Source organism: Arthrobacter sp. TmtSoilC79, assembly GCF_059739405.1.
On the sequence record NZ_AP046051.1, the window covers coordinates 2918042 to 2932554 of the forward strand.

The 14513-nt window shown below is 64.1% G+C and carries 11 protein-coding genes; 1 reads left to right on the forward strand and 10 read right to left on the reverse strand.

Translation table 11 applies throughout. The annotated features are described in order from the left end of the window. Positions 1–1125 precede the first annotated feature (1125 nt). The 3 genes from tyrS to AC6JA3_RS13420 form a co-directional block, all read right to left on the reverse strand. Positions 1126–2436, reverse strand: a complete 1311-nt coding sequence (gene tyrS / locus AC6JA3_RS13410) for a tyrosine--tRNA ligase (RefSeq protein ID WP_026547366.1) — start codon at positions 2434–2436, stop codon at positions 1126–1128. Positions 2437–2473: 37 nt separating this feature from the next. Beyond that, positions 2474–4702, reverse strand: coding sequence for a HelD family protein (locus AC6JA3_RS13415; protein WP_026541623.1), 2229 nt, complete (start codon positions 4700–4702; stop codon positions 2474–2476). A gap of 92 nt (positions 4703–4794) precedes the next feature. Continuing rightward, on the reverse strand, positions 4795–5460 hold the full coding sequence (locus tag AC6JA3_RS13420) for a DNA-3-methyladenine glycosylase (protein ID WP_043432687.1): 666 nt from the start codon (positions 5458–5460) through the stop codon (positions 4795–4797). A gap of 83 nt (positions 5461–5543) precedes the next feature. On the opposite strand from AC6JA3_RS13420, the gene AC6JA3_RS13425 reads away from it, so the two are divergent. Continuing rightward, a complete protein-coding gene (locus AC6JA3_RS13425; RefSeq protein WP_347783529.1) occupies positions 5544–7040 on the forward strand; it encodes an AlkA N-terminal domain-containing protein in 1497 nt (498 codons plus the stop codon). Positions 7041–7167: 127 nt separating this feature from the next. Here the strand turns inward: AC6JA3_RS13425 and AC6JA3_RS13430 are convergent, their stop codons facing one another. From AC6JA3_RS13430 to argB, 7 genes are all read right to left on the reverse strand, one after another. Further along, positions 7168–7905: a maleylpyruvate isomerase family mycothiol-dependent enzyme gene (locus AC6JA3_RS13430; protein ID WP_223945100.1), complete on the reverse strand. Its 738-nt coding sequence runs from the start codon at positions 7903–7905 to the stop codon at positions 7168–7170. A gap of 76 nt (positions 7906–7981) precedes the next feature. Then, complete coding sequence (argH, locus tag AC6JA3_RS13435; RefSeq protein WP_026541619.1) at positions 7982–9397, reverse strand: argininosuccinate lyase; 1416 nt, start codon at positions 9395–9397, stop codon at positions 7982–7984. Next, positions 9397–10602 carry an argininosuccinate synthase gene (locus AC6JA3_RS13440; RefSeq protein ID WP_026541618.1) on the reverse strand — a complete coding sequence of 402 codons (1206 nt, stop codon included), beginning with the start codon at positions 10600–10602 and terminating at the stop codon, positions 9397–9399. Before AC6JA3_RS13440 ends, argH begins: the two co-directional genes overlap by 1 nt. 71 nt (positions 10603–10673) lie before the next feature. Beyond that, entirely contained in the window at positions 10674–11210 is a 537-nt protein-coding gene (locus tag AC6JA3_RS13445) for an arginine repressor (protein ID WP_011774347.1), read from the reverse strand. Next, a complete protein-coding gene (gene argF, locus AC6JA3_RS13450; protein WP_026541617.1) occupies positions 11210–12214 on the reverse strand; it encodes an ornithine carbamoyltransferase in 1005 nt (334 codons plus the stop codon). Before argF ends, AC6JA3_RS13445 begins: the two co-directional genes overlap by 1 nt. Further along, positions 12211–13551: an acetylornithine transaminase gene (locus tag AC6JA3_RS13455; protein ID WP_245232888.1), complete on the reverse strand. Its 1341-nt coding sequence runs from the start codon at positions 13549–13551 to the stop codon at positions 12211–12213. The genes argF and AC6JA3_RS13455 overlap by 4 nt, the downstream gene beginning before the upstream one ends. Then, positions 13548–14507 (reverse strand): acetylglutamate kinase, encoded by a 960-nt coding sequence (gene argB, locus AC6JA3_RS13460; protein ID WP_026547362.1) that lies wholly within the window; start codon positions 14505–14507, stop codon positions 13548–13550. Before argB ends, AC6JA3_RS13455 begins: the two co-directional genes overlap by 4 nt. Positions 14508–14513: the final 6 nt, after the last annotated feature.

The window sequence follows — 14513 nt, forward strand, 5'->3', positions numbered from 1 at the left end:
TCCAGGATCGCTCCGGAGCAACTTTTCAAACTTACCCGAACCAGCCGCACAAAGCAAACCAACCCCAGGCCTCCCACACCAACCCGGAAGCGCACCAAAGCACCACCGAAACCGGCAATCTGAAGGGAGTCTGTCACCATCATTTCCGCATCAGCGGCGGCGACTCGAATAACTTTACACGCGCCCCACCCCCACACCAAATCCACACCAACACCACCCAAAAACCCCGAAAACACAACGAAAACACCAACCCCACCCCCACAAAACACCCCCAAACACCAAAAACAAACCCCCGTGAACCCCATCACACAACACAACCCCCAAGACATGAGACCCGACATGAGAGAGGACCCGCCCCCAACGCCGGGGGAAGTGAAAGAGGATCCGCCCCAACCCCGGGGAAGTGAAAGAGCGTCGGAAGGTGCAGGGACATCCGGCAGCGCGCGCCCAAAGGAAGAACGACCAAGCGCACCCCAGAATGTCCCACCCGACCAGCCGCCAACCCAACCCCTGGGAAGTGAGCGGGCATCCGGCCCAAGACCCGGGGGATGTGAGAGAAGATCCGCCCCCAACCCCAGGGGACGTGAGAGAGGATCCGGCCCCAACCCAAGGGGACGTGCGAGAGCGTTGGGAAGGGGCAGGGGGCATTCGGCAGCGCGCGCCCAAAGGAAGAACGACCAAGCGCACCCCAGAATGTCCCACCCGACCAGCCGCCAACCCAACCCAACCCAGGGGACGTGAGAGAGCACCCGGCCCCAACCCAGGGGACGTGAGAGAGGACCCGCACCCGCAACCCGGGGGATGTGAGAGAGGATCCACCCCAAACCAAGGGGACGTGAGAGAGGATCCGCCCACAACCCGGGGGAAGTGCGAGAGCGTCGGAAGGGGCGGTGGCGTCCGGCAGCGCGCGTCAAAGCGACGAAGGAGCAGCGCGCCGAGGACGACGCCGCCCCTCCAGCACCCACTCCCACCCCTCCAGCAGTCACACAGCAACCACACCCACTCGGCACTCCCCCGCCCCAACCAACTGCACTCCCCCGCCCCCTCCCAACAAACGCCGGCAAACACAGAAAGGGCCGGCAACCATAACGGCTGCCGGCCCTTTCAGAGCTGGAAAAGTGAAACCTACGCAGATACCTCGATGGTGGCGAGGTTCTTCTTGCCACGACGGAGCAGCAGGTAGCGGCCGTGAAGCAATTGGTCCTGGCCAATAACTGCCTCGGGGTCGGAGACCTTGGTGTTGTTGACGTACGCGCCGCCTTCACCCACGGTCCGGCGGGCAGCGGACTTGCTGTCGGACAGTCCCGAAGCCACCAAAAGATCAATAATGCCCAGGCCATCTGCGGCAACGGTCGCGGACGGAAGCTCTGCCGTTGCGGCTTCGAGGGTTTGCTCATCAAGGACGCCGAGGTCGCCGTTGCCGAAAAGCGCGGCTGAGGCAGCGATGACCTTCTCGGTGGCGTCGACTCCATGGACCAGCGATGTGACCTCGAAAGCAAGCTTCTTCTGGCCTTCACGGGCAAACGGACGCTCCGCCACAGCTTCCCCGAGAGCCTCAATCTCAGCCCGCGAAAGGAACGTGAAGACCTTCAGGCGGTCCACGACGTCCGCGTCGGCCGTATTCAGCCAGAACTGGTAGAACGTGTACGGGCTGCACATGTCCGGGTCCAGCCAGATGGCGTTGCCTTCGCTCTTGCCGAACTTGGTGCCGTCGGAGTTGGTGATCAGCGGCGTACCCAGCGCGTGGACGCTCTTGCCCTCCACCTTGCGGATGAGTTCGGTTCCGCTGGTCAGGTTGCCCCACTGGTCCGAACCACCGGTCTGCAGCGCACAGCCGTAGTCACGGAACAGTTGGAGGTAATCCATGCCCTGCAGGATCTGGTAGCTGAACTCGGTGTAGCTGATGCCTTCGTCAGAGTTCAGGCGCGACGCAACAGCATCCTTGCGGAGCATGGTGCCCACGCGGAAGTGCTTGCCGATCTCACGCAGGAAATCGATGGCGCTCAGGGGCGCGGTCCAGTCCAGGTTGTTCACCATGCGGGCGGAGTTTTCGCCCTCGAAACTCAGGAAGCGGCGCACCTGGCCCTGCAGGTAACCGACCCACTCGGCAACGGTGTCCTTGGTGTTCAAGGTGCGTTCCGCCGTCGGGCGTGGGTCGCCGATCAGGCCGGTGGACCCACCCACCAGGCCCAACGGTTTGTGCCCTGCCAACTGCAGGCGCCGCATCACCAGCAATTGCACGAGGTTGCCCAGGTGCAGGGAGGGCGCGGTGGGATCGAAGCCACAGTAATAGGTAATCGGGTCCCCGGCGAGCAGCTTTTCCAGTTCCGTTTCGTCAGTGGAAACGTGGATCAGGCCGCGCCATTTGAGCTCCTGCCAGACGTTGGCAAAGGCGGGATCGTTGTGCTGGGACTCGAGGTTGTTTACGTGTGACACGAGATCTAAGTTAGCAGGGTTGAAGGTGACCGTTTTCCTAGCGCTCGATGCCCGCTGGTACCGGAGCGGCAGCAATGAGGCGCAAACGCTGCGTGGCACGCGTCATGGCGACATAGAGGTCGCCCACCTTGCCGTGCTCATGGTTGAGCATCGCAGCTGGTTCCAGAACCACCACACCGTCGAATTCCAGGCCCTTGGCTTCCTTGGGGCTGATGACCACGATGTCCTGCTCGTAGCTGCCGGCACCTGTCCCGATGCGGCGCCCGTAGACCTCCCGCAGTGCAGCGGTGGCTTGGGGCAGCAGAGGTCCGTCGGCGATAACAGCCAGCAGGCCGCCGTCGATCGCTTCCACTTCCTCGGGCAGGACCTCCACGAGGTGCGAGACGATTCCCTCGGCATCAACGCGGTCCACAATGGGTGACCATTTGCCTTCACGAACAGCCTTGGGGGCTGAGACCACCAAGCCTGCACGGTTGGCCATGCGGACGGCGGCTTCGGCAATCTGGGAGGGCGTACGGTAGTTGACCGTGAGCTCTTCGAGCGTCCAGCGGTCACCGAACGACGGCGCCAGCGCACTTTGCCACGAATTGGCACCTGCCGCGGCGCTCGTCTGGGCGATGTCGCCCACAATCGTGAAGGATTTCAAAGGACAGCGTCGAACGAGCAGCCGCCATTGCATCGGTGAGAGTTCCTGGGCCTCGTCAACCACAATGTGGCCGAATGCCCACGAACGGTCGCTCGTGGCACGCTCTGCGGCCGTCAGCCGGGCTTCGCGTTCCTGGTTCTGGTCGGCGAGTTCTTCAGCCGAGACCAGAACGTCCACGCCCATGGCTTCCATGTTGGCCAGGGTCTGCTTGGCATTGGCAATGTCCCGGGCGCGGTCAGCTTCCTGCTGCGCCAGCCCCCGGCCGGCCGCCGGATCCAGCTCGCCCAGGAGTTCAGCTGCCTCATCCAGCAGGGGAACGTCCGCTTCGGTCCACGGCGCATCCACCGGCCGCTGCAGCAGGGCACGCTGGGCTGGCGTCAGGTGGGGCGTGCACGCTTCGAGAATGGCCGGCTTGCTGAAGAGTTCGGAGATGAGTTTCTCCGGCGTCATCGGCATCCAGCACAAGTTCAGCGCAATACGCACATCCCTTGCCGAGCGGACGTCCTCGGCCAGGTAGGCACGATCGGCGTTGTTGCCAATGTTTGCCTCCTCAACGAGGTCGGTCAACTGCTCAGTGAGTTCGCGCAGGAGGATCTTGATGAACGTCAGGCGGGCTTCGTTGTGGGGCTTGCCGGTAGCACGTGCCTTCTCGCGGGCCCGCCGGACCTGGCGGACAGTGAGCGTCAGCTTGCGGGAATCAACCTCGAGCACGCGGTCCTCGGCGGGCGTCCGCTGGCGGTTCGCGACCGCGTTCGCCACCACCTTGGCCATGTCCAGTTTGCCTTTGAGGGCCGCGATGTCGGCATCGTCCTCGGGGATGGCGTTGATGCCCGGCATCAGGCGGCCGAGGCTTGCCATGACCACACCCGTTTCACCGAGGGATGGAAGCACGCGCTCGATGTAATGCATGAAGGAGGACGAGGGTCCCACGAGCAAAACACCGGCACTCTTGAGCCGTTCGCGGTGTGTGTACAGCAGATAGGCAGCGCGGTGCAGGGCAACAGCGGTCTTGCCTGTACCGGGACCACCTTGGACCACCAGGGCGCCGGAAATGGAGGAACGGATAATCCGGTCCTGTTCGGACTGAATGGTTCCGACGATGTCAGACATCCGGCCGGTTCGTTTGGAGTTCAGCGCAGCGAGCAACGCGCCTTCACCCTGAAGGGAGTCGTTGTCCGCCAGCATTCCCGCATCCAGGACATCATCCTCAATGGCCTTGACGTCACGCCCCTGCAGGATCAGGTGACGACGACGACGCACACCCTGCCGGTCGAACGCGGTGGCCTGGTAAAAGTGCCCCGCCTCCGGCGCCCGCCAGTCCACCATCAACCGTTGGAGATCGGCTGTGGAAAGACCGATGCGGCCGATGTATTGGGCTTCACCCGAATCAAGGTCCAGGCGGCCGAAGACCAGGCGGTCGTCGACGGCGTCGAGCTGGGCCAGGCGGTCCTCGTACAGGGCCGCGAACGCGTCACGTTCTGAAACGTTCTGCATGGTTCCCACCGCGCCGGCCTTGCGCACCTGCGCCAGCTGGGCGCGCTTTTCTGCGCGCAGCTCATCGAGCCGGGCATACAGCCCGGCCACATATTCCTGCTCGTGGACCAAATCAGCGTCGTGCATCGAACCGTAACCCCTATCGCAAAAGACAGACCGTCCATTCTACAGCGATTTTGGTAAACGTGGGGGGTACATGTCATGTGGTGGGACGCGTACTAAGGAACGATCCGATTTCTGGGCCGTGCTGCCTTGTATCGGGACACCGTGGGATCGTCCTCAATCCAAAACCGCCACGGATAATCGGTGCTTCCCCCTGGACCCGCTACTCCTACCCGAGGCCCGCTGGCGACAGCAGGTGCGGGCGTCGCGGGCAACCACAGGCTGAACGGTGAGGCGAGCGCGTCACGGCCGGTGTCCGCCGTCGTGAGTCCCAAAGCAGAGGCCAGCCGCGCTGGTCCGCTGGCGAGGTCTTTGTGCGATTTGGAAGCCGGACGTCGGATAGCGGCGAGCCCTTCGCCTTCCACGATTTCTCCAGCGCGCAAGAGCAGTGCCGAGGGTGAACCGTCAGGGCCGCAGACGATGTTGGCGCAGTAGTGCATGCCGTAAGTGAAATAGACATAAAGGAATCCGGGCGGCCCGAACATGGGCGCGTTACGGGCTGTGGGACCACCGAAAGTGTGGGAACCGGGATCGGGATGCTCGGAATCGCGCGGGCCCATATACGCCTCGACCTCTGTGAGCCTGACGGCGACGGGGCCGGCTTCCGAGTGGTGGGTGAGTACTGCGCCAAGTATCAGCGGGGCGATTTCGCGAGGATCGCCCTCGAGGAACCTTCGCACCTCCAGTGGATCGGTGACTTCGTTATTGGTGGACGAATTCATGAGCAGACCCTAGCAAGAAAACACCGAACGGCCATGTCCGATTTCCGCTAGCAGCGGCTCCTTGCGGCTGGCAGGATGAAGCTATGGATTTCTGGCAGCGCTACCGGGCGATCGACGCCCGCGACACCCGCTTTGACGGTCAATTCTTCACGGCTGTCAGTTCCACCGGCATCTACTGCCGCCCGTCGTGCCCTGCCCGCACACCCAAAGCAGCGAACGTCACCTTCTACGAGACATCCGCCGCTGCCCACGAAGCAGGATACCGCGCCTGCAAACGGTGCTTGCCTGAAGCCGTCCCGGGTACGCCCGCGTGGAACCTCCGCTCCGACGTCGCCGGCAGGGCCATGCGCCTGATCAACGATGGCGTGATCACCCGTGAAGGGGTGGACGGCCTGGCGCACCGCTTGGGCTACTCTGCCCGGCAACTCAACCGCATCCTCAGCAACGAACTCGGCGCAGGCCCCCTCTCACTGGCACGGGCCAGCAGGGCACAAACGGCCAGGACTCTCCTGGTCTCCACCACCATGCTCCTGGCAGATGTCGCGTTCGCCTCCGGATTCAACAGTGTTCGGCAATTCAACGACACCATCGGCGAAGTGTTCGCGATGACCCCGACGGCGTTGCGCGCCACAGGTGCGAAGTCCGGCCACCGCCGGGGTACTGTGGCGCCCTCAGGCATTGCCCCTGGCGCCTTGACACTCAGCCTGCCCTACAGGGAGCCCTTCGACCCCCGTATTTTCGACTTCCTCGCAGTTCGTGCAATCCCGGGAATAGAGTTGTCGGGAACAGGACCGGACGGAAGCAGAAGCTATGGAAGGACGCTCCGGCTAGCGGGCGGCTCTGCTTCTTTCAGCGTGAAGTACAGTCCCACCGCTGCTGGCAAACCACTGCAGCTGACAGCCTCGGCAGTGGATCTCCACGATCTGCCTGCTTTGCTAAGCCGGGTCCGCCGTTTGTTCGATCTGGACGCCGATCCGCAGGCTGTTGACGCCACCTTGGCCTTGGACCCACGGCTGATGGACAGCGTGCGGGCGATCCCCGGTATCCGCGTCCCCGGTGCCGTGGACCCCCAGGAACTGCTTATCCGGGCCATGATCGGTCAGCAGATCACTGTGGCCGCAGCCCGAACTGCCCTCACTCAGTTGTCCGCGGCGGGTTCCCCAACCGGAAATGGATCCCCCGGCTTGGAGCGCTTGTTTCCAACCGCGGCTGAGCTCGCCAGCCATGGCCGCGAACTTCTTCGCGGACCTCAGCGACGGATCGACTCCATAATTGCGGCAGCCGAAGCGATGGCTGTGGGCGCCCTGGACTTCGGCTACGGGGACGACGCCATCAGCCTCGAACAAAAGCTGCTCCCCCTGCCGGGCGTGGGGCCATGGACTGTTGGCTATGTGGCAATGCGTGTTCTGGGCGCGCCGGACGTTTTCCTGGCGAACGACGCCGCGGTCCGGAACGGCTTGAAGGCTCTGCCGGCTGGCACTGGCCTCAGCGCGGACTTCAGGGAGGTCAGCCCATGGCGTTCGTACGCCACCATGCATTTGTGGCGCGCGGCGGCAACGGCGCGGCTCGGAAGCAAATAAACACGCGGGATGTGATCGAGCGTCCGGCCCAGACCCCGGGGGACGTGAAAGAGCGTCCGGCCCACACCCCGGGGATGTGAAAGAGCGTCCGGCCCACACCCCGGGGAGGTGAGCGAGCGTCCGGGCTTTAGCGGGCGGCGGGTTGGGGTGACGGCCAGGGCAGAAGTTCCGGCAGGTCCACTCCGTCGGCTGCTGCGGTGGCGCGGAGGCTGCCCAGACTGGGTTCCCTGCCCGCAAGCCACGCCGCGATGTCGGTCAGCATGCCCGTGATGGCAATTGAAGTGCCGCCTGTACCAATGCTGAGCTGGGGCAGGCCTGTTGGTTGCAGGACGAACTTATAGGTTTCCGGAACGCGTGCAGCGAGGAACCCGATGAGGTGTTCGCAGAAAGGCCGGCTCCACGTCTCGGGCCCGAATCCCAACCCCAGGTCCGAGGCATGGATAGTGAGCTCGCGCCAAAGGGCCAGGCCACCATCGAATACTGTTCCGTCCCTGTAAGCGATGCGGGCCTGCCAGTCCTCGGGGGCCAAAGAATCGAACGCGGCGATCACTGCCTCCACCGCAGTGGTGACGGACTTCGTGTGCTGGGCCAGGCTGTGCCCGGCGGCAAGTTCGATTGCCTTGTTCCGGCCGTCCATGCCGCCGTCGTAAAGTTCGATACTTTCACCGCGTCGCGCATACTCAAGTTGCCGTGCCATGGCTTTGGATATTCCGGCCACGTGGGCCAGGACGTGACCCCGGGTCCAGCCGGGCAGTTCCGACGGTTCAGCGACGGACGATTCGTCCAGTTTGGTGAGGAGGCGGGTGAGGGTGCCGGCGGCTTTGTGAAGCTCGGCGGGCAGCGCCTCGGGGGTGATCTGAGTCATAGCGCCATGCTAACGCACGCTTAAACGCCTGTGGGACAGCACGTGACGTGCCATCCCACAGGTCATGCAGATACAACTAGCCGGCGTAGGAACGCGCTGCGTCCAGTTCCGCTTCGAGTGCCGTCAGTTGGCGCTCGACGGCGGCTGGTGCCGTCCCGCCCTGCGAGTTGCGGCTGTTGAGCGAACCTTCCGTGCTGAGGACACTGCGGACCTCGGGAGTCAAGTGCTCCGAGATCGTTGAGTACTCCTCGTCGGTCAGGTCCCACAGCTCAACGCCACGGCCTTCGGCCTGCTTGACGGCAGCGCCGGAGAGCTCGTGGGCCTCGCGGAAGGGGACGCCCTGGCGGACCAGCCACTCAGCGATGTCCGTTGCCAGTGCGAAGCCCTGGGGAGCCAGGGATTCCATGCGCTCGGTGTTGAACTTCAACGTGGCAATCATGCCGGACACGGCCGGAAGCAAAAGCTCCAGGGTGTCGGCGGCGTCGAAGACAGGTTCCTTGTCCTCTTGCAGGTCTCGGTTGTACGCGAGCGGCAATCCCTTGAGCGTTGCCAGCAGCCCGGTCAGGTTGCCGATCAGGCGCCCTGCCTTGCCGCGGGCAAGCTCGGCAACGTCCGGGTTCTTCTTCTGCGGCATGATCGAGGACCCCGTGGAGTACGAGTCATGCAGCGTGACGAAGGAGAACTCCTTGGTTGCCCAGAAGATGACTTCCTCGGAGATCCTGGACAGATCCACACCGATCATGGAGCAAACCCAGGCGAACTCGGCAAAGACATCGCGGGAGGCGGTGCCATCAATCGAGTTGTGGACGGCCGAGAAGAATCCGAGGTCTGCAGCAACAGCCTCGGGATCCAGTCCCAGGGAGGAGCCAGCCAGGGCACCTGAACCATACGGCGAAACACCGGCCCGCTTGTCCCAGTCCTGGAGACGCTGCACGTCGCGAAGCAATGCCCACGCGTGAGCCAGGAGGTGGTGGCTCAGCAACACCGGCTGGGCGTGCTGCAAGTGTGTCCGGCCCGGCATGGCAACGCCCTGGTGGGCCTTTGCCTGCTCTACGAGGGCATCGATGGTGGCTAGGACGCCACCGGCAATGATCCGGGCGTGGTCACGCAGGAACATCCGGCCAAGCGTTGCCACTTGGTCGTTGCGGGAACGGCCGGCACGGAGCTTGCCGCCCAGCTGGGTTCCGGCACGTTCGATCAGGCCACGCTCCAAGGAACCGTGAACGTCCTCGTCGCTCTCGGCCGGCAGGTAGGCGCCGCTTGCGACGTCCTCGTCCAGCTGGGTGAGGGCTGCAAGCATGCCCTCGAGCTCGGCGTCGTCCAGCAGTCCGGCCTTGGCCAGCACGCGGGCGTGAGCCTTGGAACCTGCGATGTCGTAGCGGGCAAGCCGCCAGTCAAAGTGGGTGGACTTGCTCAGTGCGGCCAGCGCATCCGCAGGGCCGCCGGCGAACCGGCCGCCCCACAGTGCACCTTCGTTTGTTGCGGACGTCATTACTGCCCTGCGACGCGCAGGTCGCGGCCGGAGGCAACCTTGGAGGACATGCCCCACAGCTCGATGAAGCCACGTGCCATGGACTGATCGAAAGTATCGCCGGTGTCGTAGGTGGCGAGGTCGAAGTCGTACAGCGAGGTCTCGGAGCGACGACCGTTGACGATCGCCTGGCCACCGTGGAGGACCATGCGGATGTCACCGGAAACGTACTGCTGCGTGTCCTCGATGAAAGCGTCCAAGGAGCGCTTCAGCGGGGAGAACCACTGGCCGTCGTAGACCAGCTCGGACCAGCGCTGGCCAACAGTTGCCTTGAAGCGGGCCTGCTCGCGCTCGATGGTGATGTCCTCGAGGTGCTTGTGCGCGGTGATCAGTGCCATGGCACCCGGGGCTTCGTAGATTTCGCGGGACTTGATGCCCACGAGGCGGTCCTCGACCACGTCGATGCGGCCAACGCCTTGGGCGCCTGCACGGCGGTTCAGTTCCTGGATGGCCTGCAGCGGGGTGACTTTGACGCCGTCGATCGCTACCGGAACGCCGGCCTGGAAGGAAATGGTGACCTCATCCGGTGCCGGCGGGAATTCCGGGGTGGCGGTGTAGTCGTAGATGTCCTTGGTGGGCGCGTTCCAGATGTCCTCGAGGTAGCCGGTCTCGACGGCGCGTCCCCAGACGTTCTGGTCGATCGAGTACGGGTTCTTCTTGGTGGTCTCGATCGGCAGTCCCTTTTCCTCGGCGAAGGCGATGGCCTTGTCGCGGGTCAGGGCGAGGTCGCGAACCGGTGCGATGCACTTCAGGTCCGGGCCGAGGGTCTGGATGCCGACTTCAAAGCGGACCTGGTCGTTGCCCTTGCCGGTGCAACCGTGGGCAACGGTGGTGGCGCCGAATTCGCGTGCAGCTTTCACGAGGTGCTTCACAATGACCGGGCGGGAGATGGCCGAAACCAGCGGGTAGTGGCCCTGGTAGAGGGCGTTGGCCTTCAGCGTGGGCATGGCGTACTCGTTGGCAAACTCATCACGGGCGTCGGCCACGTAAGCCTCGACGGCGCCGCAACCGAGGGCGCGTTGGCGGATGGTCTCCAGGGACTCACCGCCCTGTCCGACGTCGACGGCCACAGCGATGACCTCGGCGCCGGTGGCTTCACCGATCCAGCCGATGGCTACGGACGTATCAAGGCCACCGGAGTAGGCCAGAACAATGCGCTCAGTCACGAGAGTGCTCCTTTGTTGTTGCTTGGTTCATTCGAATCAATGCTGTGTGAATCAATGCTGAAAAAGATCAATCAGTTGCCAGGCCCGGCTTCTTCGGCCATGCGCAGGAAACGCGCCGCCAGTTCGGCCCCACCGTCGGGGTCGCGGGCGACCAACAGCAAAGTGTCGTCGCCTGCGATCGTACCCAATACAGAGGGCATCACCGAGTGGTCCACGGCCAGTGCCAGGAAGTTCGCAGCTCCGGGCGGGGTGCGGAGCACCACGATGTTGCCCGAGGCCTCCGCCGTCACCAGGAGTTCTCCGCAAAGCCGGGTCAACCGCGCATCCAGGATTTCCTGGGTGACGCCGCTCTTGGCATTGCGGTCCCCGCCCTCCCCCGGAACGGCGTAAACCAGCGCGCCTTCCTTCCCGCGGACCCGGACTGCGCCCAGTTCCACGAGGTCCCTGGACAACGTGGCCTGGGTGACCTGGACGCCGTCGTCCGCCAGCAGGGCTGCAAGCTCTGCCTGGGAACGCACGGACTCACCCGTCAGGATCGCGGTGATGCGCGCCTGACGGGCAGTCTTGGTGGCCGGGCTGGCACCCGGCACGGAGGGATTGGTGGACACTAGAACGTGCTCTCTCCGGTGCCTTCAACAGGTGCCAGGCCCTCAACAAAAGCCAGTCCGGAGCGGTGCATCAACCAGGCCATGAGCGCCTTCTGGGCATGGAGGCGGTTTTCCGCCTCATCCCAGACAATCGACTGCGGGCCGTCGATGACGCCGGCTGAAATTTCGTAGCCTCGGTAAGCGGGGAGGCAGTGGAGCACGACGGCGTCCGGCGCGGCTTGCGCCATGGCGGCCTCGTCCACGGAGTACTCACGGAAGAGGTTCATGCGGGCTTCTTTTTCGGATTCCTGCCCCATGGAAACCCAGGTGTCCGTTGCCACGACGTCGGCGCCTTTGAGGGCTTCGGCGGCATCGCTGGTGATCAACACCGACCCGCCCGTCTCGGCAGCGCGCTGTTCCGCTGCAGCCACGATCTCTGCTGCGGGCAGGTACCCTTCCGGGCCGGAGATGCGAACGTGCATTCCGGCTGTGACACCGGCAAGCAGGTACGAGTTGGCCATATTGTTCGCGGCATCACCCAGATAGGCCATGCTCAAGCCGGCCAGTTCGCCCTTGTGCTCCTTCACGGCCAGGAGGTCGGCCAGGAGCTGGCAGGGGTGGTAGTCGTCGCACAGGGCATTGATTACGGGCACTTTGGAATTTTCCGCCATGGCTACCAGGCCCGAGTGGGCACCCGTCCGCCACACAATGGTGGAAACCATGCGCTCCAGGACCTTCGCGGTGTCCTCCACGGATTCCTTGTGCCCGATCTGCGCCTCGCCAGGGTTGATGATCAGTGCGTTCCCGCCCATATCCGCAATACCGGTGGCGAATGAAACACGCGTGCGGGTGGAGGTCTTATCGAAGATGACGGCGACGGTCTTGCGGCCGTTTCCCTCCGCGGCGAAGGGCTGGACGCTGTAGGGCGCTGCCTTCATCCGGGCGGCGAGGTCCAGGACCTCTGCCTGCTCGGCGGGGCTCAGGTCCGTGTCCTTGAGGAAGTGACGGGTGGTTGACGTGCTCACTGTGCATCCTTAGCGGTCTGGGCGGTGGCCGTGGCGATCAGGGTGGGAAGGGCATCGAGGAACCTGTCCGCCTGCTCGATGGTCAGGATCAGCGGAGGGGCAAGACGGATGGTCCGCAGGCCCGGGCTGTTGATGATGAAACCGGCGTCCAATCCTGCAGTAACCATGGCAGGGGCGATGTCGGCGTTCACATCGAAGCCGATCAGCAGGCCCTCACCACGGACCTCGGTCACGGCCTCAATGGCTGCCAGTCCTTGGCGCAGGTACTCCCCGACTGTGACTACGTTCTGCAGGACCCCCTGGCTTTCAATGGCGTGCAGGGTGGCAAGTGCCGCGGCGGTAGCCACCGGATTCCCACCGAATGTGGTGCCGTGCTGCCCGGCGGTGAGCAGGGCCGACGTCGTACTTCCGAAAGTGATCAGCGCCCCTACCGGGAAGCCGCCACCGAGGCCCTTGGCGAGCGTGACAGCATCGGGCACGATGCCTGCCTCTTCGCTGGCAAGCCACTTGCCGGTACGGCCAATGCCCGTCTGGACCTCATCGAGGATCAACAGTGCGCCGGCAGCCGTAGTAGCTTCGCGTGCGGCCTGCAGGTATTCGGCGCTGAGCGGGCGAACACCCGCTTCGCCCTGGATGGGTTCCAGGAAGACAGCGGCAGTTGAATCGTCGACGGCGGCACGCAGGGCTTCGATGTCACCGAACGGAATGTGGACCACACCGCCGGGCAGTGGCTCGAACGGCGCGCGGTAGGCCTCTTTGGCCGTGAGCGCCAGCGCACCCATGGTCCGTCCGTGGAAGGCGCCCTCCAAAGCAATGATCTTGGTCCGCTTTCCTCCGGAGTTGTTCCGGCGGGCCAACTTGAACGCAGCTTCGTTGGCCTCGGTGCCGGAGTTGGCAAAGAAGACCTTGGAACCCTCCGGAGCCTTGCTGAGGGCCAGGAGCTTTTCGGCCAAAGCGATCTGCGTGGGGCTCGTGAAGAAGTTCGAGACATGGCCGAGTGTGGCCAACTGGCTCGAAATCACGGATGTGACGAACGGATGTGCGTGGCCCAGGGCATTCACGGCGATGCCGCCCAGGAGATCCAGGTATTCCTTGCCGTCGGCATCCCAGACGAGGCACCCGGCGCCACGGACCAGGACACGCTGCGGAGTACCAAAGACACCCATCAGGGAGGACGAGTAACGGGCAAGCCAATCAGCACCAGAGCTCTGGGAAACGAGGGTGGTTGCGGCAGCCTCCGCAGCGATGGGGGCCCCGCCCGCTTCGCGGTGCCCGACCACGCCCGGCCCCCCATCGCTGCTGCGGCTTTCGGCGGTATGGCTCAGTTCGGTGCTCATGCGTTCACTTCCTCATCAGGGACTACTTGGGTGCCGATGCCCGCCGTCGTGAAGGTTTCCAGCAGCATGGAGTGCGGCAGGCGTCCGTCCACGATGTGTGCGCGCTCCACGCCCTCATCGATGGCTTTAAGGCAAGCAGCCATTTTGGGGATCATGCCGGACTCCAGGCGAGGAAGCATCTCGCGGAGTTCTGATGCTGTCAGCGACGAGATCAGCGACGATTTGTCCGGCCAGTTGGCGTACAGGCCTTCGACGTCGGTGAGGATAACCAGCTTGGTGGCACCCAAGGCCGACGCGACGGCGGCGGCTGCGGTGTCGGCGTTGACGTTCAGGACTTGGCCGGTGGTGGGACCGGAGCCGGCGCCGTCGTCGAGAATTTCAGGGGCGACGGTGGAAATCACGGGGATGCGGCCGGCGTCGAGAATGTCCTTGATACCTGCGGGATCGACGCCCACTACTTCGCCTACAAGGCCCAAGTCCACTTCTTCGCCATCCACAACAGTGCCCGTGCGGACGGCACGCAGCAGCCCGCCATCTTCCCCGGACATGCCCACGGCATAGGGGCCGTGGGAGTTGATGAGGCCGACGAGTTCGCGGCCTACCTGGCCGGTGAGGACCATCCGCACTACGTCCATGGCCTCAGGCGTGGTGACACGCAAGCCACCTTTGAACTCGGATTCAATCCCGAGGCGTCCGAGCATGGAGTTGATCTGGGGTCCACCACCGTGGACCACCACGGGGTGGATGCCCACGTGATGAAGGAACACAATATCCTCAGCGAAGGCACGGCGGAGGTCGTCGTTGACCATGGCGTTGCCGCCGTACTTGATCACCATGGTGGTGCCGGCAAATCGCTGGATCCACGGCAGGGCCTCGATCAGGGTGCCGGCTTTATCCTGGGCTGATTTGGCTGAGACGTGGCTCGTGGAGGTCGTTTCGCGTGTATGCGCAGTCATCGTCAT